The 22,514-nt window shown below is 67.1% G+C and carries 18 protein-coding genes; 6 read left to right on the top strand and 12 right to left on the bottom strand.

What is annotated here, in order from left to right:
• Positions 1-83 precede the first annotated feature (83 nt).
• The 5 genes from QX073_RS16020 to QX073_RS16000 all read left to right on the top strand — a co-directional run bounded on the left by QX073_RS16020 (position 84) and on the right by QX073_RS16000 (position 9,891).
• Positions 84-806: a nucleotidyltransferase family protein gene (locus QX073_RS16020; RefSeq protein ID WP_315751761.1), complete on the top strand. Its 723-nt coding sequence runs from the start codon at positions 84-86 to the stop codon at positions 804-806.
• 898 nt (positions 807-1,704) lie between these two features.
• Positions 1,705-4,851 carry a double-strand break repair protein AddB gene (gene addB, locus QX073_RS16015; protein ID WP_316226016.1) on the top strand — a complete coding sequence of 1,049 codons (3,147 nt, stop codon included), beginning with the start codon at positions 1,705-1,707 and terminating at the stop codon, positions 4,849-4,851.
• On the top strand, positions 4,845-8,318 hold the full coding sequence (addA, locus tag QX073_RS16010) for a double-strand break repair helicase AddA (protein ID WP_316226015.1): 3,474 nt from the start codon (positions 4,845-4,847) through the stop codon (positions 8,316-8,318). Before addB ends, addA begins: the two co-directional genes overlap by 7 nt.
• A 99-nt stretch (positions 8,319-8,417) precedes the next feature.
• Positions 8,418-8,738, top strand: a complete 321-nt coding sequence (gene trxA, locus QX073_RS16005; protein WP_015663255.1) for a thioredoxin — start codon at positions 8,418-8,420, stop codon at positions 8,736-8,738.
• A 142-nt stretch (positions 8,739-8,880) separates the two neighbouring features.
• Positions 8,881-9,891: an ATP-dependent DNA ligase gene (locus QX073_RS16000; RefSeq protein WP_316226115.1), complete on the top strand. Its 1,011-nt coding sequence runs from the start codon at positions 8,881-8,883 to the stop codon at positions 9,889-9,891.
• Between the two features lie 2 nt (positions 9,892-9,893).
• On the opposite strand, the gene QX073_RS15995 is transcribed toward QX073_RS16000, so the two are convergent.
• The 12 genes from QX073_RS15995 to aroA all read right to left on the bottom strand — a co-directional run bounded on the left by QX073_RS15995 (position 9,894) and on the right by aroA (position 21,895).
• Positions 9,894-10,634, bottom strand: coding sequence for a metallophosphoesterase family protein (locus tag QX073_RS15995; RefSeq protein WP_316194653.1), 741 nt, complete (start codon positions 10,632-10,634; stop codon positions 9,894-9,896).
• 12 nt (positions 10,635-10,646) lie between these two features.
• On the bottom strand, positions 10,647-11,990 hold the full coding sequence (locus QX073_RS15990) for a folylpolyglutamate synthase/dihydrofolate synthase family protein (protein ID WP_316226014.1): 1,344 nt from the start codon (positions 11,988-11,990) through the stop codon (positions 10,647-10,649).
• Positions 11,987-12,925, bottom strand: a complete 939-nt coding sequence (accD, locus tag QX073_RS15985; RefSeq protein WP_315716893.1) for an acetyl-CoA carboxylase, carboxyltransferase subunit beta — start codon at positions 12,923-12,925, stop codon at positions 11,987-11,989. Before accD ends, QX073_RS15990 begins: the two co-directional genes overlap by 4 nt.
• Positions 12,926-13,019: 94 nt before the next feature.
• Entirely contained in the window at positions 13,020-13,856 is an 837-nt protein-coding gene (gene trpA, locus QX073_RS15980) for a tryptophan synthase subunit alpha (RefSeq protein ID WP_316226013.1), read from the bottom strand.
• A complete protein-coding gene (gene trpB, locus QX073_RS15975) occupies positions 13,853-15,076 on the bottom strand; it encodes a tryptophan synthase subunit beta (protein ID WP_315716891.1) in 1,224 nt (407 codons plus the stop codon). Before trpB ends, trpA begins: the two co-directional genes overlap by 4 nt.
• Positions 15,073-15,732, bottom strand: coding sequence for a phosphoribosylanthranilate isomerase (locus QX073_RS15970; RefSeq protein ID WP_315716890.1), 660 nt, complete (start codon positions 15,730-15,732; stop codon positions 15,073-15,075). The genes trpB and QX073_RS15970 overlap by 4 nt, the downstream gene beginning before the upstream one ends.
• Positions 15,733-15,809: 77 nt before the next feature.
• The gene (locus QX073_RS15965) at positions 15,810-16,202 is read right to left on the bottom strand and encodes a lipopolysaccharide assembly protein LapA domain-containing protein (protein ID WP_315750462.1); all 393 of its coding nucleotides are present in this window, start codon (positions 16,200-16,202) and stop codon (positions 15,810-15,812) included.
• 77 nt (positions 16,203-16,279) lie between these two features.
• Complete coding sequence (locus tag QX073_RS15960) at positions 16,280-16,597, bottom strand: integration host factor subunit beta (protein ID WP_315716888.1); 318 nt, start codon at positions 16,595-16,597, stop codon at positions 16,280-16,282.
• A gap of 169 nt (positions 16,598-16,766) precedes the next feature.
• Entirely contained in the window at positions 16,767-17,747 is a 981-nt protein-coding gene (gene sppA / locus QX073_RS15955) for a signal peptide peptidase SppA (protein ID WP_316226012.1), read from the bottom strand.
• Between the two features lie 217 nt (positions 17,748-17,964).
• Positions 17,965-19,674 carry a 30S ribosomal protein S1 gene (gene rpsA, locus QX073_RS15950; protein ID WP_315716886.1) on the bottom strand — a complete coding sequence of 570 codons (1,710 nt, stop codon included), beginning with the start codon at positions 19,672-19,674 and terminating at the stop codon, positions 17,965-17,967.
• A gap of 248 nt (positions 19,675-19,922) precedes the next feature.
• The gene (gene cmk, locus QX073_RS15945; protein ID WP_316226011.1) at positions 19,923-20,561 is read right to left on the bottom strand and encodes a (d)CMP kinase; all 639 of its coding nucleotides are present in this window, start codon (positions 20,559-20,561) and stop codon (positions 19,923-19,925) included.
• Positions 20,558-21,895 (bottom strand): 3-phosphoshikimate 1-carboxyvinyltransferase, encoded by a 1,338-nt coding sequence (gene aroA, locus QX073_RS15940; protein ID WP_316173509.1) that lies wholly within the window; start codon positions 21,893-21,895, stop codon positions 20,558-20,560. The genes cmk and aroA overlap by 4 nt, the downstream gene beginning before the upstream one ends.
• Positions 21,896-22,046: 151 nt before the next feature.
• Between aroA and QX073_RS15935 the strand changes: the two genes are divergently transcribed.
• Positions 22,047-22,451, top strand: a complete 405-nt coding sequence (locus QX073_RS15935) for a TIGR02300 family protein (RefSeq protein ID WP_315716883.1) — start codon at positions 22,047-22,049, stop codon at positions 22,449-22,451.
• Positions 22,452-22,514: the final 63 nt, after the last annotated feature.

Raw genomic sequence — 22,514 nt, 5'->3', positions numbered from 1 at the left:
GGGCTATCGCAACCGGCCGAGACGATAGATGTTTTTGCGTGGTATGATTCGCACATGCCACCGTTGATCGAGATGCCCTGAAGATGCCCGTCAAGCCGCACAAAGCCATGGTCCTCGCCGCCGGTCTCGGATTGCGCATGCGCCCACTGACGGAGACGATGCCCAAACCGCTGGTGCGCGTCGCCGGTCGCCCGCTGCTCGACCATGTGCTCGACCGCCTCGCCGAAGCCGGCGTCACCGAAGCCGTCGTCAATGTCCACTATCTCGCCGACCAGATCATCGCGCACACGGCCGCGCGCAGCACGCCCCGCGTGATCATCTCCGACGAGCGCGACCAGGTGCTCGGCACCGGCGGCGGCGTCGTCAAGGCGCTGCCGCTGCTCGGCCACGAGCCGTTCTTCCACGTCAACTCCGACACGATGTGGATCGAGGGCGTGCGCCAGAACCTGTCCCGGCTCGCCGACGCGTTCGATCCCGAACGCATGGACATCATGCTGCTGATGGCGCCGACCGCGACCTCGATCGGCTACGCGGGTCAAGGCGACTACGCGATGCTCGCCGACGGTACCTTGCGCAAGCGGCGGGAGCATCAGGTGGTGCCGTTCGTCTACGCGGGCGCCGCGATCATCTCGCCGTCGATCTTCGACGGCGCGCCGAAGGGCGAGTTCTCGCTGACGAAGATGTTCGACAAGGCGAACGAGCAGGACCGCCTGTTCGGCCTCCGCCTCGAAGGCGTCTGGATGCATGTCGGCACGCCGGCCGCGGTGGCGGAAGCGGAAGAGGCTCTGATGGAGAGTGCGGCGTAGCGGACTGCCCGACGGGCGAATCAGGTCGGCGCGTTGCGCGATCTGCTCCACCTCGTCGGCGCCGACCCTGCGCTGGGATCACTCAAATCATCTGCGTCGAGAAACGATTTTCGTCCGCACATTCAACCCGATCCCGCTCGTCGCGTCCGACGCGCACAAAATTCTTCTTTCGCTTTTACAGAATTCATGTTCTCTCATGCGCATCCCGCCTCGTTGCGAGGGGCGTATCGCGGTCGTCACGAACGTTGAGCGCGGGATGCGATGGCCTGTCAGGATTGCAGCGTGCTTTCGGGTGCGCGGACGAACGGTTCGGGCAGGACGGCGAAATCGTAAGGTCCCGGCATCCCGATGCTGATGCCAAGCTCGCGCCGCTGCTGACGCCGCGCGCGGGCGACGGTGGCTACAAGCCGGCACACCGAGGAGAGGACGTATAAGCCGTCAACCCATCGCGCAGGGAAGGCCGGGTCGTTCCGGCTGAACCTGTGGTTCCTGCCCCGTGCACTCTTTCACGCACGGGGGCCACGGGCCTCAGCCGAGGCCCGGCCTTCCCTGCGCCCTTGCTTCGGATGAGGGCGAGAGCTTCGCATGACTCGGGCGCGATGGCGTCGCGAGGGCATAGGGGTTTGTCTCCGGCGCGAGATCTGTACCCACAATGGAGGACGATGCTGCGTGTCCCCGTCATTGCGAGCGGGTGGGCAGCTTGGCTTTCCAGACTCAGTCGTCCCGCGAAAGCGGGCGATGACGGCGGGGGTGAATGGGTCCAGCTGGGCTCATCCGCGCGGCGCGCTCTGAGCCCGCGACAATGGTCACGCACCTATCAACACCCGTCCACACCCCGGATATGACCTCCGCCCGATCGCTCCCTATATAGACAGCACAGCAACCCGAATCGCAGGCCATGCGCGTCTTCACCGTTCCCATCTCGGCGCCGTTCCTGCGCAGCGTGATCGCCGCGCTGGTCGGCGGCCGGCTGGTCGACGGCTTCGAGGCACGCAGCGATCCCGCCCGGCTCGCGACCGCGACGCTGTATCTGCCGACGCGGCGCTCCCTGCGGGTGGCGCGCGAGATGTTCCTCGACGAGCTGAAGACCGATGCCGCGGTGCTGCCGCGCCTGGTCGCGCTCGGCGACATCGACGAGGACGAGCTCGCCTTCGCGGAGGACCGCGACGCGTTCCTCGGGCCGGCGCCGCTGGAGATTCCGGAACGGCTCGACGACCTGCAGCGCCGGCTCACGCTGGCGCGGCTGGTCGCGGCCTGGGCCAAGACGCCGGTGTCGGCGCCGCTCGTGATCGGCGGGCCCGCCTCGACGCTTGCGCTGGCCGGCGACCTCGCGCGGCTGATCGACGACATGGTGACGCGCGGCGTGTCGTGGGATGCGCTCGATGCGCTGGTGCCGGATCAGCTCGACAAATACTGGCAGTATTCGCTCGAGTTCCTGCGCATCGCGCGGACCGCGTGGCCGGCCTATCTGCAGGAGATCGAGCGCATCGAGCCGGCGGCGCGGCGCGATCTGCTGATCGCGGCCGAAGCGGCGCGGCTGTCGGCGCATCCCGATGGTCCCGTCATTGCCGCAGGCTCCACCGGCTCGATGCCGGCGACGGCAAAATTCCTGCTCGCCGTCGCCAAGCTGCCGCATGGCGCGGTGGTGCTGCCTGGGCTCGACACCGATCTCGACGAAGCCGCGTGGAATTCGATCGGCGGTGCCAAGGACCGCGCCGGCCGCGTGTTGACGCCGCCCGCGGTCAATCATCCGCAATATGCCATGCACCTGCTGCTCAAGCGCTTCGGCCTGGAGCGGCGCGACGTGATCCGCCTCGCACCACCCGGCCGTGGCGGCCGCGAGGTGCTGATCTCAGAAGCGATGCGGCCGTCGGAAGCCACCGCCGTCTGGCACGAGCGCCTGCGCCAGTTCGACATCGCCGCCAACATTGCCGAAGCGATGGACAATCTCGCCGTCGTGGCCGCGCCCAATCCGGAAATGGAGGCGCTGGCGATTGCCATCGCGATGCGCGAGGCGCGCCATCTCGGCAAGTCCGCTGCGCTGGTGACGCCGGACCGCGCGCTGGCGCGCCGCGTGATGGCGGCGCTGACGCGCTGGCACCTGACGTTCGACGATTCCGGCGGTGACGCGCTGTTGGAGACGCCGGCCGGCATCTTCGCGCGCCTCGCCGCCGAAGCAGCCGCGCGCGGACTGGAGCCGCCGACTTTGCTGGCGCTGCTCAAGCATCCGCTGTGCCGGCTCGGGCGCGCCGCGAATGGCTGGAAGAGTGCCATCGAGACGCTGGAGCTCGCGGTGCTGCGCGGCACGCGGCCACAAGCCGGAAGCAGCGGGCTTGCGCGCGACTTCGCGCGCTTCCGCGACGAGCACACCAAGCTGCACCAGGGCGAAGCATCATCGCTGCACAAGGCCGAGCCGCGCGCGCGTCTCAGTCCCGAGCAGCTCGACCGCGCCGGCGCACTGATCGCGCAATTGCAGACGGCCCTGGCGCCGCTGGAAAACCTCGCCTCGCCGCGCCCGCAGGATTTCGCCGAGCTCGCCGCGCGGCATCGTGAGGTGTTGATCGCGCTCTCGACAGACGATGTCGGTGTCAGCACCGCGTTCACCGATCGCGACGGCGCGGCGCTGGCGCGCTGCTTCGACGACCTGCTCGCGTCCGGCGAGCGCTGCGGCCTGATGGCGCCGCTGTCGGACTATCCGGATCTGTTCCATACCGCCTTCTCCGATCGCGCGGTGCGCCGGCCCGAGCGCCACGGCGCGCAGCTGCAGATCTACGGTCCGCTCGAAGCGCGACTGATGCAGGCCGACCGCATGATCGTCGGCGGCCTGATCGAGGGCATATGGCCGCCGGCGCCGCGCATCGATCCCTGGCTCAGCCGCCCGATGCGGCATCAGCTCGGCCTCGACCTGCCCGAGCGCCGCATCGGACTATCAGCACACGATTTCGCACAACTGCTCGGCGCGCCCGAGGTGATCCTGACGCACGCCGCAAAATCGGGCGGCGCGCCGGCCGTGGCCTCGCGCTTCCTGCACCGTCTCGAAGCCGTCGCTGGCGCCGAGCGCTGGAAGGCGGCGACCGCGCGCGGCGAGACTTACGTCCGCTATGCCGAGGTGCTCGACCAGCCCGCCGCGGTGAAGCCGGTCGAACAGCCGGCGCCGAAGCCGCCGCTGGCAGCACGGCCGCTGCGCATGTCGGTGACCGCCATCGAGGACTGGCTGCGCGATCCCTACACCATCTTCGCGCGCTACATCCTGCGGCTCGATCCGCTCGATCCCGTCGACATGCCGCTGTCGGCCGCCGATCGCGGCTCGGCGATTCACGAAGCGATCGGCGAATTCACGCAGACCTATGCCGATGCCCTGCCGCTGCATCCGGCGCATGCGCTGCGCGTGATCGGCGAGAAGCACTTTGCGCCGCTGATGGAGCGGCCCGAGGCGCGGGCGCTGTGGTGGCCGCGCTTCCAGCGCATCGCCGGCTGGTTCGCGGCGTGGGAGACCGCGCGACGCGAGCAGATCGGCGCCATCACCGCGGAGATCCGCGGCGAGATCGGCATTCCCTTGGATCAGGGCCGCACCTTCATGCTGTCGGCGCGCGCCGACCGCATCGAACAGCGTGCCGAGGGCACCTACGCCATTCTCGACTACAAGACTGGCCAGCCGCCGACGGCCAAGCAGGTGCGCATGGGGCTGTCGCCGCAGCTTACGCTCGAGGCCGCGATCCTGCGCGAAGGCGGCTTCGACGGCATCCCCGCCGGCAGCCTGATCAGCCAGCTCGTCTATGTCCGCTTGTCCGGCAACAACCCGCCGGGCGAAGAGCGCATTCTCGAATTGAAGATCAACAAGAGCGACCCGCCGCAACATCCGGATCAGGCCGCGCAGGAGGCGCGCGAAAAGCTCGAGGCATTGATCCGCAGCTTCGAGGATGTCAATCAAGGCTACACCTCGCTGAACCTGTCGATGTGGGCGAACCGCTACGGTAGCTATGACGATCTCGCCCGTATCAAGGAATGGTCGGCGGCCGGCGGCCTGGGGGTGGAGGAATGGTGAAGGCGCCCCGCCCCATTCCGCAGGCCGTGCGCGAGGCGCAGACGCGCGCATCGAACCCGGCTGCCTCCGCGTTCGTGTCGGCCAATGCCGGCTCGGGCAAGACGCATGTGCTGGTCCAGCGCGTGATCCGGCTGCTGCTCGACGGCGTGCCGCCGGAGAAGATCCTCTGCATCACCTTCACCAAGGCCGCGGCCGCCAATATGGCCGAGCGCGTGTTCTCGACGCTCGGCCATTGGGTGACGCTCGACGACGACGCGCTCGACGGCGCGATCCAGTCCACCGGCATTCCCAATCCCGACAAGAAGCTGCGGGCCTCGGCGCGAAAACTGTTCGCCAGCGCGCTGGAGACGCCGGGCGGATTGAAGGTGCAGACCATTCACGCGCTGTGCACGCGGCTGCTGCAGCAGTTCCCGTTCGAAGCCAATGTGCCGGCGCGGTTCTCGGTGCTCGACGAGCGCGACCAGACCGAGATGATGGAGCGCGCCAATCTCAAGGTGCTGCTCGACGCCGCGCGGGCGCCCGACAGCGCGGTCGGCCGCGCGCTGCAGGTGGCGATGGCCAATGCGGCGGATTCGACCTTCAAGGACGTCGTCCGCGAGGCCTGTTTGAGCCGCGATCACTTCATGGCCTGGACCGATGGCGCCGGCCGCGTCGAGGTTGCCGCGCAACATCTCGGCGAGGTGCTCGGCATCAGCGCCGGCGAGACGCTGGAAGCCATCGAGCGCGACATCGTCGACGGCCCCAATCTGCCACTGAGGGATTGGACCGATATCGCCGCGCGGCTCGACGGCGGCGCCAAGACCGACCAGAAGCAGGCGGAGCAACTCCGCGCCGCACTGGCGTTCTCGGGTGCCGATCAGGTCGATGAATATCTCCGCGTATTCCTGACCGAGGACAAGGAGCCGCGGAAGTCCCTGCTGACCAAGAAGTTCGCCGACGCCAATCCCGGCATCGCCGGCCTGTTCGAATCGGAGGCGCGCCGGCTCGATCGCCTGATCGAAAAGCGCCGCGCGGCGGTCGTGCGCGACCGCACCGAGGCGCTGTTGCAGATCGCGACCGCCGCCGCCGCGAACTATCGCCGCGAAAAAGAAGAGCGCGGCCTGCTCGACTATGACGACCTGATCGACAAGACGCTGGCGATGCTGAACCGCGTCTCCGCCGGCTGGGTGCACTACAAGCTCGACCGCGGCGTCGATCACGTGCTGATCGACGAGGCGCAGGACACGAGCCCACGGCAATGGGACATTGTCGCCCACATCATCGAAGAGTTCACCGCCGGCGCCGGGGCGCGCGACGGACTCACGCGCACGATCTTCGCGGTCGGCGACGAGAAGCAGTCGATCTTCTCGTTCCAGGGCGCCGACCCGCACGAGTTCGATGCGCGCAGGCGCCAGTTGCAGAAGCGCTTCGCCGACGCCGGGCTGCTGTTCGATCCGGTGTCGTTCACCTATTCGTTCCGCTCCGGGCCGACGGTGCTGCACGCGGTCGACCACGTGTTCCGCGAGCGCGACGTCTACAGCAGCATCCACTCGCCTGACATCGGCCATCCCATCCACAACGCGCTGACCGATGCCGGACCGAGCATGGTCGAGCTCTGGAGCCTGTGCGAACGCGACGACCGCAAGGAGATCGAGGGCTGGCGCGCGCCGTTCGACGGCGTCTCCGTCACCAGCCCCGAGGTGAAGCTTTCCAGGCGCATCCAGGCAGAGATCAAGCGGCTGATCCAGACGGGCACGATGACCGGCCATGACGGCGCGCGGCGGCGGCTGAGCTATGGCGACATGCTGATCCTGGTGCGCCGGCGCGGCAACGCCTTCGATGCTGTCATCCAGGCGCTCAAGCACGCGGGCATCCCCGTGGCCGGCGCCGACCGGCTGAAGCTGACCGAGCACATCGCGATCATCGACCTGATGAACCTCGCCGACGCGCTGCTGCTGCCGCAGGACGATCTGGCGCTGGCGACCGCGCTGAAGAGCCCGCTGTTCGGGCTCGACGACGACGATCTGTTCAAGCTGGCGTGGCAGCGTCGCGGCTCGCTACGCGACGCACTGACGGCGCACGCCGCTGACGACGCGCGGCTGCAGGCGGTCGTACGGCGCTTGCAACAATGCGAGCGCCGCGCCGCGGAGGACACGCCATTCGCCTTCTATGCCTGGCTGCTCGGCGGCGATGGCGGCCGGCGCCGCATCCTGGCGCGGCTCGGCCACGAGGCCAATGATGCGCTCGACGAGTTCCTCGAGCTCGCGCTGTCCTACGAGCGCAAGGCGCCGGCCTCGCTGCAGGGCTTCGTCGCCTGGCTGCGCGCCGCCGACACCGAGGTGAAGCGCGACATGGAGATCTCGCGCGACGAGATCAGGGTGATGACCGTGCATGGCGCCAAGGGCCTCGAGGCGTCCGTCGTCTTCCTGGTCGACACCACCTCGTCGCCGGCGGATTCGCAGCGGCTGCGGCTGATCCACGTGCCGCATGGCGAGCAGGAGATCGTGGTCTGGGCCGGGCGCAAGGCCGACGATCCGCAGCCCGTCGCGGCGGCGCGCGTGGCGATGCTCAAGGAGACCGAGGACGAGTATCGCCGGCTGCTCTATGTCGCGATGACCCGCGCCGCGGATCGGCTGATCATCGGCGGCTGCATGCCGGGCAACATGAACAACGTCCGCGGCGGCAGCTGGTACGATCTGATGGCGCGCGGATTGGACGCCGCCGGCCTGCAGGTCGAGGTGATCGAAACCGAGGACGGGCCGGTCAAGCGCTATGCGCGGGCCGAGGACATCGCGGAAACCGCTGCTGACAAAACGCGGCCCATGGTCGAGACGGCCGTCGAACTGCCGGCGTGGCTGCGCACGGCGGCGGTGGAGGCGCCCGGCGAGGTCGCTGTGCTCCGGCCGTCCGATCCATCCGCCGACGAGCGGCCGGTGCGCACGGGCGAATCGCTGGCGGCGCGCAGCCTCGCGATGCAGCGCGGCACGCTGGTGCATCGCCTGCTGCAGTCGCTGCCCGACGTGGCGCCGGAGCGGCGGCGCGATGCCGCGCTGCGATATTTGATTCGCAACGCCGCCGACTGGCCGGAGGACGAGCTCGTGGGGCTTGCGGAACGCGTGCTCGCCGTGGTCGAAGACCCGCGCTTTGCCGCGGTGTTCGCGGCCGGGAGCCGGGCGGAAGTCTCGATCGTGGGCCGCCTCGCACTGGCCGGCCAGCCTCCGGCACTGGTCTCCGGCCAGATCGACCGACTGGTGGTCACCGGGATCGAGGTGCTGATCGTCGACTTCAAGACCAACCAGCAGCCGCCCTCGGGACTCGCCGACGTGCCCCCGGCCTATGTCCGGCAGCTCGCGCTGTACCGCGCAGTGCTTGGCCAATTGTACCCCGGCCGCGTCGTCCGCGCCGCGCTGCTCTGGACCGAAGCCGCTGAATTCATGGAGCTTCCCGCCTCCGCGCTGGACGCCATGCTGCCATCCCAGCACGTCTGAGTGAGCCCGCTTGACCCGGGATCACGCCATTCCTACTTTGACGTCCACGCTGAGGCGGCCCGTCCGTGCCGCTCCCTCCAACCGAACGAGGTAATTTCCATGGCCGTTGGCAAGGTTTCCGACGCCGATTTCGAAAGCGAAGTGCTCAAGGCCGACGGCCCGGTCGTGGTCGACTTCTGGGCCGAGTGGTGCGGCCCGTGCCGCATGATCGCCCCTGCCCTCGACGAGATCTCGAGCGCGATGGGCGACAAGGTCAAGATCGTCAAGCTGAACGTCGACGAGAGCCCGAAGACGGCCTCGAAGTACGGCGTGATGTCGATCCCCACCCTGATGGTGTTCAAGGGCGGCGAGATGGCCTCGCGCCAGGTCGGCGCCGCGCCGAAGGCGAAGCTGCAGCAGTGGATCTCGTCGGCGGTGTGATGCCTGCGGAACAATGATTTTTGTCGAACGGCCGGCGGAATCGCCGGCCGTTTGCGTTGAGGGGTGTGATCCAGCGTTTTCGGATGTCGCCATGCCCGCCCGCGCCCATCGCTCGCCCTCCCGCAAATCCGGCCTGCTGGCCATGGAGGCGCGCTCGGTGGGTGCAATCCCGCGCGGCGAGGACTGGCAATACGAGCCGAAATGGGACGGCTTCCGTTGCCTGCTGACGCGCGACGGCGCAACGGTGACGATGCAGTCGAAGGCCGGCGAGGACCTCGCGCGCTACTTCCCCGAGGTCGTCGCCGCGGCGCGCGAGCTCGAGGCGACGAGCTTCATCCTCGACGGCGAGCTGGTGGTGCCGCAGGCGAAGTCGTTCTCGTTCGATGCATTGCTGCAGCGGATTCATCCCGCCGCCAGCCGGGTGAAGAGGCTATCGGTGGAGACGCCGGCGCTGTTCCTGGCCTTCGATCTGCTGGCGAGTGGCAAGAAGGAGCTAGTGACGCACACGCTGCACGAGCGGCGGCCGGCGCTGGAAGCATTCGCGAAAGCGAACTTCACGGATCATCCGACGTTCCGGCTGTCGCCGGCGACGACGCGCTTCGCGACCGCGCAAGACTGGCTGGCGCATTCCGGCGGCGGCTCGGACGGGGTGATCGCCAAGCGGACCGACCTGCCCTACCAGGCCGGCAACCGCGACGGCATGCAGAAGATCAAGCGCTATCGCTCAGCCGATTGCGTCATCGGCGGCTTCCGCTACGCCACCAACAGGGGCGCGAACGGACGCAGGCTGGTCGGCTCGCTGCTGCTCGGGCTCTACGACGATGACGGTCTGCTGCATCACGTCGGCTTCACCTCCGCGCTCAAGAAGGACGAGAAGCCCTCACTGACCGACAGGCTCGAGCCGCTCATCTCGCCACCCGGCTTCACCGGCAATGCGCCGGGCGGGCCGAGCCGCTGGTCGACCGAGCGCTCGGCGGAATGGTGTCCGCTGAAGCCGAAGCTGGTGATCGAGGTCTGCTACGACCATTTCTCCGGCGAGCGCTTTCGCCACGGCACCTCGATCCTGCGCTGGCGCCCTGACAAATCGCCGAAGCAATGCACCTTCGAGCAGCTCAAGCAGAAGGTCGCCGATCCCTTGAAGCTGCTCGCGTGAGGTCAGCGGATCCAGCCGGTCGCGAGAACCGAGGCGAATTCGACATCACCATTGGCGCGGGCCAGCGCGGCCATCGCCTGATGATCATAGGGCACGTGGCGGAACGTCACGCTCCAGCCTGCGGGCTTAAGTTCAAGGATCGCATAGCGGGCGTCGGGCGTGCCGGCTTCCATCACATGCGGATGCGGTACGTTGTAGGAATAGCCGGGGCTGCCCACGCTACCGGGATTGACGATCAGCCGCCCGTCGCGAAGCCGCACGGCGCGCGCGGTGTGGGTATGGCCACAGAGGATCAGTGACTGCGGGATGCCCTCGGCCGTTGTCTCGATTGCATCGAGCGGAGCGCATGTGACCGCGCCATCCGGCGCGACGCTCTCGAGCCAGTAGACGTTATCGTCCTCAGGCGTGGCGTGACAAAGGAAGACCTCGTCGCGATAGATGGCCGTCGGCGGGATCGTGCCGAGCCAGTCGAGATGCTTGGCTACGAGCTGCGCATAAGCCGGCCGCTCCCAGGCGCCCATCCTCTCCGGCGGCCGATCGATCAGCCAGCGGTCGTGATTGCCGCGCACATGGACGGCATCGAGCGGCATCAGCAAGTCCATCGTCTTGCGCGCATCGAGCGGGCCGCTCGCCATATCGCCGAGATTGACGATGTCATCGACGCCTTGCGCGCGGATGTCGGCCAGCACGGCTTCGAGCGCGAGGTGGTTGCCGTGGACGTCTGCGATCGCGGCAAAGCGCATGCGCTATTCCCCTCAGGTCGGCGGCGTGCCGTTGAGGTCGAGCACGTGGCCCGCGAGATAGAGCGACCCCGTGATCAGGATACGCGGCGGGACCTCATAGGCAAGCCGCGCGATGCCGGCGAGCGCCGACGCGACGCCATCGGCGATCTCGACGCGCATGCCGAGCGTGCGCGCGGCGGCGGCCAGATCAGCCGGTGCCATCGCCTTGCTCTCGTTCGGAATCGGCACGACGATGATGTGGCGCGTCAGGCCGGCGAAGTTGGCCAGGAAAGCAGCGGCATCCTTGTTGCCCATCATGCCGACGATGACGACGAGCTGCCGCGACACGCGCTCCTCGAGGTCGCCGATCGCGGCCGCGACGACGCGGCCGCCTTCGGCATTGTGGCCGCCGTCGAGCCAGATCTCCGCGCCTTGCGGCGCGATCGCGGTGAGCGCGCCGTTCGACAGCCGCTGCATGCGCGCCGGCCACTCGGCGCCGACGATGCCGTCCTCGAACGCCTTGGTGGTGAGCTTGAAATGATCGACCGCCCGCAAGGTCGCGATCGCCAGGCCCGCATTGTCGAACTGATGCCGGCCGAACAGTTTGGGCGCCGGAAGATCGAGGAGACCGCGATCGTCCTGATAGACCAGCCGGTTGCGCTCGACATTGACGTGCCAGCTCTCACCGGCCGCATACAGCGGCGCGCGCTGGCGCCTGGCCTCGCGCTCGATCACGGCCATGGCATCGGGCTCCTGCGCCGCCGAGATCACCGGGCAGCCGCGCTTGATGATGGCCGCCTTCTCGGCCGCGATCAGCGCGCGGGTGTCGCCGAGGAACTCCATGTGGTCCATGCTGATCGGCGTCAGCACGGAGGCCGCGACCTGCTCGACAACATTGGTGGAATCGAGCCGGCCACCGAGACCGACTTCGAGCAGCACCACATCGGCTGGATGCCTTGCGAACAGCACGAAGGCCGCGACGGTCTTGACCTCGAAGAAGGTGATCGGCGCGCCGGCGTTGACCCGCTCGCACTCCAAGAGCGCGGAGATCAGCTCATCGTCCTCGACCAGGACACCACCGCCGACCCGGCCGAGCCGATAGCTCTCGTTGATGCGCACCAGCCAGGGCGAGGTGAAGACGTGGACGCGCAGCCCCGCGGCCTCGAGCATCGCGCGCAAATATGCGACCGTGGAGCCCTTGCCGTTGGTGCCCGCGACATGGATGACCGGCGGCAGCTTGCGCTCGGGATGACCGAGCTGCGCCAGCAGCCGGTGCATGCGCTCCAGCCCGAGCGAGATCCGGCTCGAATGCAACACAGAAAGCCGCGTGATCAGCTCGTCGAGCGACGGTCTTGGCTGGGCGGCAGAATCGTTCACGCGCTCGTTGCGACCGCCGGCGCTTCCGCGGTTTCCGCGGGCTTGGCCGGCGGCGGCAGTTGCGGCGCGGGCTTGGCGTGTTCAACGGCCGGCGCCTTGGTCAGCAATCGGCACAGCCGCGCCAGCGTCGGACGCAGGTCATGACGATGCACGACCATGTCGACCATGCCGTGGTCGAGCAGGTATTCAGCGCGCTGGAAACCTTCGGGCAGCTTCTCGCGAATGGTCTGCTCGATCACCCTGGCGCCGGCGAACCCGATCAGCGCGCCGGGCTCGGCAATGTGGACGTCGCCGAGCATCGCGTAGGACGCGGTGACGCCGCCGGTGGTCGGATTGGTCTGCACGACGATGTAGGGCAGCTTGGCCTCGCGCAGCATCTGCACGGCCACGGTCGTGCGCGGCATCTGCATCAGGGACAGGATGCCTTCCTGCATGCGTGCGCCACCGGAGGCCGCGAATACGATGAACGGCGACTTCTTCTCGACCGCGAGTTCGAGCCCGCGCACGATGGCTTCACCCGCGGCCATGCCGAGCGAACCGCCCATGAAATCGAAATCCTGCACGGCGATCACGACGCCCATGCCTTCCAGCTTGCCGAAGCCGACCTTCACCGCATCGTTCATGCCGGTCCGCGCCCGCGCATCCTTGATGCGGTCGGCATAGCGACGCTCGTCACGGAATTTCAGCGGGTCGGGCGTGACCTCGGGCAGCGCGACGTCGAACCAGGTCTCGTTGTCGAACATCGACTTCAGCCGCGCCACGGCGCCCATGCGCATGTGGTAGTTGGAGCCGGGAATGACGAACTGGTTGGCCTCGACGTCCTTGTAGAATACGAGCTGTCCGGAATCCGGACACTTGATCCAAAGGTTCTCCGGCGTCTCACGGCGCAGGATGTTGCGGATCTTCGGCCGGACCACATTGGTAAGCCAGTTCATGTGTCGCTCCGTGTTGCGGTCGCCCGGATATATGGCGGGACGGCGGGGTCACGGCAAGACGGCCGCGACGTCCGGTCGAATAGTGGTTGACGGCCTATTCCGCGACCTGTTGCGCCCCGTGCACGCCCCTTGCCAGCGCAGCGGCCAGGTCGGAAACGGCGCTCACGGTCTTGGCCGTCGCGCGTCCCTCGGCATCGAGGCTGGCGCGGAGCGCGTCGACCAGGGCGGTGCCGACCACGGCACCGTCGGCATGGGCGGCGATGGCGCGGGCGGTCTCCGGTGTCCGGATGCCGAAGCCGACGCAGACAGGCAGCGCCGTATGTCGCTTGATCCGGGCCACGGCGGCACCGACGGCGGACGAATCCGCCGCCGCCGCGCCGGTGATGCCGGTGATCGAGACGTAGTAGACGAAGCCGGAGGTGTTCGCGAGCACTGCCGGCAGCCGCTTGTCATCGGTCGTCGGCGTCGCCAGCCGGATGAAATTCAGCCCCGCCTTCAGCGCGGGAATGCACAGCTCGCTGTCTTCCTCCGGTGGCAGGTCGACGATGATCAGGCCATCGACGCCGGCGCTCTTCGCATCATCGAGGAACTTGTCGACGCCGTAGATGTAGATCGGGTTGTAGTAGCCCATCAGCACGATCGGCGTCGCCGCGTCGCCCTCGCGGAAGCTGCGCACGAGCTGCAGCGTCTTCCTCAAGGTCATGCCGGCCTTGAGCGCGCGCAGACCCGCCGCCTGGATCGACGGGCCATCGGCCATCGGATCGGTGAACGGCATGCCGATCTCGATGATGTCAGCGCCAGCCTGCGGCAGCGACTTGACGATCGCGAGCGAGGTTTCAGGATCAGGGTCGCCTGACATCACGAAGGTGACGAACGCCGAGCGGCCTTCTTGCTTCAATTGCGCGAAGCGCGCATCCATCCGGCTGGTCACGATGCCTTCGCCCTTCCTCGCAAGATGTCGCCCACCTGCGGCACGTCCTTGTCGCCGCGGCCGGACATGTTGACCACCATCAGATGGTCCTTCGACTTCTTCGGCGCGAGCTCCATCACCTTGGCGATCGCGTGCGCGGGCTCCAGCGCCGGAATGATGCCCTCGAGCCGCGACAGCAGCTGGAACGCCGCCAGCGCCTCCTCATCGGTCGCCGACAAATAGTTCACGCGACCGACCTCGTGCAGCCAGGAATGCTCCGGCCCGATGCCGGGATAATCGAGACCGGCCGAGATCGAATGCGCCTCTTCGATCTGCCCGTCCTCGTCCATGAGCAGATAGGTGCGGTTGCCGTGCAGCACGCCGGGGCGGCCGCCGGCGATCGAGGCGGCGTGCAGATGCGTCAGGCCATGGCCCGCCGCTTCCACGCCATAGATCTCGACCGAGGGATCATCGAGGAACGGATGGAACAGGCCCATCGCATTGGAGCCGCCGCCGATGCACGCGATCAGCGAGTCCGGGAGCCGGCCCTCAGCCTCTTGCATCTGCGTGCGGGTCTCGTTGCCGATCACCGACTGGAAGTCGCGCACCATCATCGGATAGGGGTGCGGACCGGCGACCGTGCCGATGCAGTAGAACGTGTTGTGGACGTTGGTGACCCAGTCACGCAACGCCTCGTTCATCGCATCCTTCAGGGTCTTGGCGCCGGACTGCACGGGCACCACCTTGGCGCCGAGCATCTCCATGCGGATCACGTTCGGCTGCTGCCGCTCGACGTCGACCGCGCCCATGTAGACGACGCAATCGAGCCCGAAACGCGCGCACAGCGTGGCGGTCGCAACGCCGTGCTGGCCGGCACCGGTCTCGGCGATGATGCGCTTCTTGCCCATGCGCCGCGCGACCATGATCTGGCCAAGCACGTTGTTGACCTTGTGCGAGCCGGTGTGGTTGAGCTCCTCGCGCTTGAAGTAGATCTTGGCGCCGCCGAGATGCTCGGTCAGGCGCTCCGCGTAGTACAGCGGCGAGGGCCGGCCGACATAGTTCTTCAGGTAGCCGTTCATCTCGGCATGGAACGCCGGATCGGCCTTGGCCTCCGCATAGGCCTTTTCCAGATCGAGGATCAGCGGCATCAGGGTTTCGGCGACGAAGCGGCCGCCGAAGATGCCGAAATGACCGCGGTCGTCCGGACCGCTGCGGTAGGAATTGGGAATGGCTGTCGTCATTGAACGCTCAACTCTTCAGCGGCCCGCGCCGCGCGAATGAAATCCCGGATCATGTCGCAATCCTTCACACCCGGCGCCCGTTCGACGCCAGATGACACGTCGACGCCGCCCGCGCGGGTGATCCGCACGGCCTCCGCGACGTTGTCGGCGCTCAGACCGCCGGAGACCATGAACGGGCGATCGAGCTTCACGCCCTGTAGCAGACGCCAATCGAAGGTGGCACCGAGGCCGCCGGGACGGGTCGCCTCCTTGGGCGCCCGCGCATCGAACAGGATGCGGTCGCACACGTCGGCATAGCCCGCCAACGGCGCGAGATCGGCGTCGGTCGCGACCGGAATGGCCTTCATGATGGGTAGGCCGAAGCGCTGCTTGAGGTCGCGGACGCGCGCGATGCTTTCGCGGCCATGCAACTGCAGGAGATCAGGCCGCAGCGTCTCGACGATGTTTTCGATCATCGCGTCGTCGGCATCGACGGTCAGCGCCACCTTGAGCGCGCGCCCCCTGACGTCACGACCCAGCTCACGCGCGGCCGTCAGGCCGACATGGCGTGGGGACGGCGGAAAGAACACGAAGCCCACCATGTCGGCGCCCGCGTCGAGCGCCGCAGCGAGGGTGTCGGGCGTGGTCAGGCCGCAGATTTTGACGAGCAGGGACATCAATGAACAACGCACGTCCGGGCGGAAAGGATCACCAGAAGCCGGCGGCTTCCAGGGCCGCCGAGCTTTCGCGCCTTCTACAACGCGGCGCCCTGCTTGTCTCGCCCATAAGGGGCGAAAAGCCGCGCCGGCGCAGCCGGAACCAGAGATTGCGCAGAGCCCTGTTTTGCACGCGCCGCGGCGCTCAACTGCGCCACCTGCGCGCGGGCCGCTTCGGCATCGGCCTGATGGCGGCGCGCGGCCCGCCGCCAGCGGCGCTGGCCGATCCAAGTGGCGCAGCCACCCGCGATCACGCCCAGGATCGCGACGGCGATGATCAAGGCGAACAGCGGGACCGACGCCGAGAGCGCCGGATCAGTCGCGTTGAAGGGATCAAACGATACGGTAACGAAATGCCGATTGGCGACCGCGAAGATGACGAACAGCACCAGCAGCGGAAGGACGACCACGACAGTGAAGAATTTTCGCATGCGCTCGCTCGTGTCAGTCAGGCCGGATTCGCCTCGAAATCAGCCGCAGACGATTAGCACGGCCGGCGCGAGATGCTTCAATCGTCGGCGTCGTCAGCCGCGGCGCCGGCGGGATTGTCCCGGTTCAGCCGCTCGCGCATTTCCTTGCCCGTTTTGAAGAACGGGACGCTTTTCTGGTCCACCGGGACATGAGCTCCGGTCCGTGGGTTGCGCCCGGCGCGGGCCGGCCGATGCTTGACCGAGAAGGCGCCGAAGCCGCGCAACTCGACGCGGTCACCGCGGGCGAGCGCCGCGACGATCTCATCGAGGATCGCATTGACGATGTTCTCGACATCCCGCTGGTAGAGATGCGGGTTGTGCTCGGCGATACGCTGAACAAGCTCGGATTTGATCATCGAGAAAATGTACCCGGGGAGACAAGTCCCATTTCCGTGAAAATATGCTGGACTGTCAAGACGCTAAATCATTCATCGCGGCCGTGAATCGGGGGGCGAGGCCCGGTACGGGGTCTCGTCACGGCACACGCGAAGCGGGAAGATTGCCCTGAGAATGGTCTTTGCGGGTTCAATTGCCCGACGCGGGCGTCCAGAGCGCGAGCATGCCGTCGAGACCGATCCGGTCCACCGCCTGGACCACGCCGGTGCGTTCGATCTGGCGGGCGATTCCGGAGAGGCCGACGGCGTCGAGCGCGATCGAGGTGGCCGTTCGCAGGAAGGTGAGATCGCCGAACCGCGGCGTGAGCTTGTAGTCGCGCACCGGAAGGTCCTTCTTGACGTTCTTGTTGGCGACGAGCCAAGCGACCGCGGTCTTCTCGTCGCCGAGCTCGTCGATCAGCTTCAGGTCGATTGCCTGCCTGCCGGTGAAGACGCGGCCATCGGCCACCTTCTCCAACTGCTCATCGTTCATGGCGCGGCGGTCCTTCACCAGTCCGCGGAACCAGGCATAGGAATCCTTGACCAGGGCGTCGAGCGCCGCACGCGCTTCCGGGGTGGTCGGCTCGTAGCCGTTGGGGGCGGCCTTCAGCGGCGAGGATTTGACTTCCTCGATCTTCACGCCGACCGTCTTCAACAGCTCGCCGACATTCGGATATTGAAACAGCACGCCGATCGAGCCGACCAGCGAGCTCTGCTGCGCGACGATGTGGTCGGCAGCGATCGCGCCGATGTAGCCGCCGGACGCCGCGAGGCCTTCCACGACGACGACCAGCGGCTTCTTCGCCTTCAGCCGGACCAGCGAATCGTAGAGCTGCTCGGAGCCGGCGGTGGTGCCGCCCGGCGAATTGATGTGAACGATGACGGCTTCGGCCGAGGAGTTTTCGAGCCGCTCCAGCGCCTCGACGCGCTCATGGTCGCTGCGGATCAGGCCCTCGATATTGACGCGGGCGATCGAGCCGGAGGTCGAGAGCACGGTGCGGCCGCGCGGCGACATGGCGAGACCGATGGCGGACAGAGCCCCAATTGCGATCAGCACTGCGACGACGCGCCAGAACGTCAGCTTGCGGCGCAGCCTGCGGCGATCGACGATCACATCCGAATCAAGCGACATGGAGAGCTCCTGGAAGTCTCGGCGCGTTTTGCATCCGCAGCCTGAATATCTCGTTATCCGATTACATCAATCGCGGCGCAATTTGAAGAAAGGAAGGCTTGCGGCGAAGCGGCCGGATGCCCGATCCGCCCGGAACAGAGCGCTTATCTCTGCTTCGCTGGAACAAAAAAGCCCCGGCTTGCGCCGGGGCTTTGATCTGATCGCAGGACGCGAAGACTTACTTCGAGTCGCGGTTCTTGAGCGCGGTGCCCAGGATGTCGCCCAACGTGGCGCCCGAATCGGACGAGCCGTACTGCGCGATGGCCTCCTTCTCTTCCGCGACTTCCAGCGCCTTGATCGACACCTGCACCTTGCGGGCCTTCTTGTCGAACTGGATCACGCGGGCATCGACCTTCTCACCGACGGCGAACCGCTCGGTGCGCTGGTCGTTGCGATCGCGCGCCAGCTCGGAGCGCTTGATGAAGGTGGTGAAGTCGGTGCCGGTGATCTTGACGTCGATGCCGCCGTCCTTGACGTCGAGCACTTCGCAGGTCACGACCGCACCCTTCTTGACATCGCCCGGCTCGGCGAAGGGGTCGCCTTCGAGCTGCTTGATGCCGAGCGAGATGCGCTCCTTCTCCACGTCGACGTCGAGCACCACGGCCTTGACCATGTCGCCCTTCTTGTAGTTGTCGATGACCTGCTCGCCCGGCAGCTTCCAGTCGAGATCCGACAGATGGACCATGCCGTCGACGTCGCCTTCGAGACCCAGGAACAGGCCGAACTCGGTCTTGTTCTTGACCTCGCCCTCGACCACCGAACCCGTCGGATGCTTCTCGACGAAGACCTCCCACGGATTGCGCATGGTCTGCTTGAGGCCGAGCGAGATGCGGCGCTTGACGCTGTCGACCTCGAGCACCTGCACTTCGACCTCCTGCGAGGTCGACACGATCTTGCCGGGGTGCATGTTCTTCTTGGTCCACGACATCTCGGAGACGTGGATCAGGCCTTCGATGCCCGGCTCGAGCTCGACGAACGCGCCGTAGTCGGTGATGTTGGTGACGCGGCCGTGGAAGCGGGCCTGCAGCGGGTACTTGGCCTCGATGCCCTGCCACGGATCGTCCAAGAGCTGCTTCATGCCCAGCGAGATGCGGTGCGTCTCGTGGTTGATCTTGATGATCTTGACCTTGACCGTCTGACCGATGCTGAGCACCTCGGTCGGATGGTTGACACGGCGCCACGCGATGTCGGTGACGTGCAGCAGGCCGTCGATGCCGCCGAGGTCGACGAACGCACCGTAATCGGTGATGTTCTTGACGACGCCGTCGATGACCTGACCCTCTTCGAGGTTCTGCACCAGCTCCTGGCGCTGCTCGGCGCGGGTCTCTTCCAGCACGGTGCGACGCGACACCACGATGTTGCCGCGGCGGCGGTCCATCTTGAGGATCTGGAACGGCTGCGAGTTGTTCATCAGCGGCGCGACGTCGCGGATCGGACGGATGTCGACCTGCGAGCGCGGCAGGAAGGCCACGGCACCGTCGAGGTCGACGGTGAAGCCGCCCTTGACCTGGTTGAAGATGACGCCGTTGACCTTTTCGTTGTTCTGGAACGCCTTCTCGAGCTTGCCCCAGCTCTCTTCGCGGCGCGCCTTGTCGCGCGACAGCACCGCTTCGCCGAGTGCGTTCTCGATGCGATCGAGGAACACTTCGACCTCGTCGCCGACTTTCAATTCACTGTCACGGCCGGGCCCGGCGAATTCGCGCAGCGCCACGCGGCCTTCGGTCTTCAGGCCGACGTCGATGACGGCCATGTCCTTCTCGATCGCAACAACCTTGCCCTTGACGACAGAGCTTTCCTGCAGGTTGCCCTTCGTGAAGGACTCGTCCAGCATCGCGGCGAAATCATCGCGGCTGGGATTGTAGGAAGAAGCAGAGGTACTCGAAGCCATTTGTTCTCCAGATGCGGACATTCTCGCCAGCTTGGGTTGATCGGCGCATCGAATGGACAGTGCCTGGAGGTCCACAAATCCCCAGACGTCCGCACGCCGCGCTACAAGCGCAAACGACGCGGGCCGGCAGTGCCTGCACATGCGATACGTATGAAGTGCGTCCGGATGATCGGACTCGATTGAACCGCAATCGAGCTATCGACGGTCAAGGGCGGGAGCGGGCATTCCTCCAATGACGCCGGCGGAAATCAAACCCGCTGGCGGCCCGCTCGAACGGCCTCGACGATATCGATGGCGGCCCGGACGCCGCCTTCTATATCCAAATGGGAGTTGTCAAGCAAGTAAGCATCCGGGGCTTGTTTTAAAGGCGCGACGGCCCGGTTCTGGTCACGCTCGTCGCGCGCCAGGATGTCGGCCAGAATGGCAGCCTCATCGGCCGGTTCCCCACGTGAAAGCGCCTCGAGGGTGCGACGATGCGCCCGGATGCGGGGATCGGCGACGACGTAGATCTTCACCTCGGCGTCCGGGCAGATCACGGTTCCGATGTCGCGGCCGTCGAGCACGGCACCGGGCGGCCGGCTTGCGAACTCGCGCTGGAAAGCCACCAGCGCTTCGCGCACTTTCGGCAACGCCGATACCACCGAGGCCGCGGACCCGACCTGGTGCGACCTCAGCGCCGGATTGTCGAAGCTCGAGGGATCCAGGCTCATGGCGACGTCCGCCGCCCGCGCCTCGTCCTTGAGGTCGATGCCGGCGGTCAGTAGCGCATGCGCGACCGCCCGGTAGATCACGCCCGTATCCAGGTGCCTGAGGCCGTAATGCGCCGCGAGACGCTTGGCCAGGGTGCCCTTGCCCGAGGCCGCCGGGCCGTCGATGGCGATGATCATGCGAAATCCGCGCCCGCCTTGCACATCAGCGGGATGAAATCGGGGAAGCTGGTGGCGATGAAGGCGGTGTCGTCGACCCTGACCGGCTTGTCGGAGGCGAGACCCATCACCAGGGCGGACATCGCGATGCGGTGGTCCATGTGGGTCGCGACGATGCCGCCGCCCGGCACGTGACCGCGGCCCTCGACGATCAGATCGTCGCCGGTGATCTCGACCTTGACGCCGTTGACACGCAGCATGGCCGCGGTGGCCTCGAGCCGGTCGGATTCCTTGACGCGCAGCTCATGCAGGCCGCGCATGATGGTCGTGCCCTCGGCATAGGCGGCGGCGACGGCCAAGACGAGATATTCGTCGATCATCGACGGCGCCCGCTCGGGCGGCACCACGACGCCGCGCAGCTTCGAGGCGCGCACGCGCAGGCGGGCCATCGGCTCGCCGGCATCGCCGCGGACGTCGTCCTCCTCGATCGAGGCGCCCATCTCGCGCAAGGTCGTGAACAGGCCGGTGCGCAGCGGGTTGGTCATCACGTCCGACAGCACGAGGTCCGAGCCGTCGACGATCAGCGCGGCGACCAGCGGGAACGCGGCCGAGGACGGGTCGGCGGGAACGATCACTGGCGCACCACGCAGCTCCGGCTGGCCGGTCAGTGCGATGCGGCGGCCATGAGACCCTTCCGGCGTGGTCACGATCTCCGCGCCGAAATGCTTCAGCATCAGCTCGGTGTGGTCGCGGCTGGCCTCCTGCTCGATCACGGTGGTCACACCGGGCGCGGCGAGGCCCGCGAGCAGCACCGCCGACTTGATCTGGGCCGAAGCCACCGGCGTGCGGTACTCGATCGGCACCGGGTTGCCGGCGCCCTGCAGGGTTAACGGAAGCTTGCCGCCCTCGGCGCTGGCGGTCACCTTGGCGCCCATCAGCACCAGCGGGTCGAGGATGCGCCGCATCGGACGGCTGCGCAGCGAGGCATCACCGTCGAAAACGGCCGTGATCGGGCAACCGGCCACGGCGCCCATCACCAGCCTGCAGCCGGTGCCGGAGTTGCCGAAATCGAGCGGCGCGCTCGGCTGGGCGAAGCCGCCCACCCCGACGCCACGGACGGTCCACGCGAAATCGCCGGTGCGCTCGACCTTGGCACCCAGGGATCGCATCGATTTGGCGGTGTTGAGGACGTCCTCGCCCTCCAGCAGGCCGGAAATCCGGGTCTCGCCGACCGACAGCGCCCCCAGGATCAGTGCCCGGTGCGAGATCGACTTGTCGCCAGGCACGCGAATCGTGCCCGAGAGGGGCCCTGAGGCGCGTGATTCCAGGGGAGTCGGGGCGATTGACGTGCTCACGGCGGGATCCTCGTGTTTCGGACGCGGCAGGTATCACAGCCCCCGCCCTCCGTCACGAGCGGTGATTTTCCCGTTGACAGCGCTATTGACAGCGGCGCGGCAACTAGCCAAGTGAGACACCGCTTTTCAGACATTGCCAGGACGCCTGCACGTGGCCAAATCCGAGCTCGGAACCAAACGCATTTGCCCGACGACGGGCAAAAAGTTCTACGACCTCAACAAGAACCCGGTGATTTCGCCCTACACCGGCGAGGTCGTGCCGATTGCGCCGATCGCGCCCACCCGCGCCATGCGCGGCGAGGCTGCGCGCGCTGCTGCGGCGGCCGACGTGGTCGAGCCCGCGGAGGCCGAGGAGCTGGTGCCGCTCGAGGAGGCCGACGCCGAGGAGAACTCCGGCAAGGTCAAGGCCGTCGTTCCCGAATCGGAGGACGACATCGAGATCGACGAGACGCTCGACGACGACGAGGATGACGACTCGACCTTCATCGCCGACGAGGAAGAAGGCGACGAGGACGTGACCGACATCATCGGTGATGTCGGCGGCGACGAAGAATAATCGTCGAAGACACTTGAGATCAGCCGCGAACTGTGGTTCACGGTGCTCCCCGGCGGTCACCCA

This window comes from Bradyrhizobium sp. SZCCHNS3052 (assembly GCF_032484495.1).
Taxonomy (GTDB): domain Bacteria; phylum Pseudomonadota; class Alphaproteobacteria; order Rhizobiales; family Xanthobacteraceae; genus Bradyrhizobium.
This window is presented reverse-complemented; position numbering and strand designations above follow the sequence as displayed.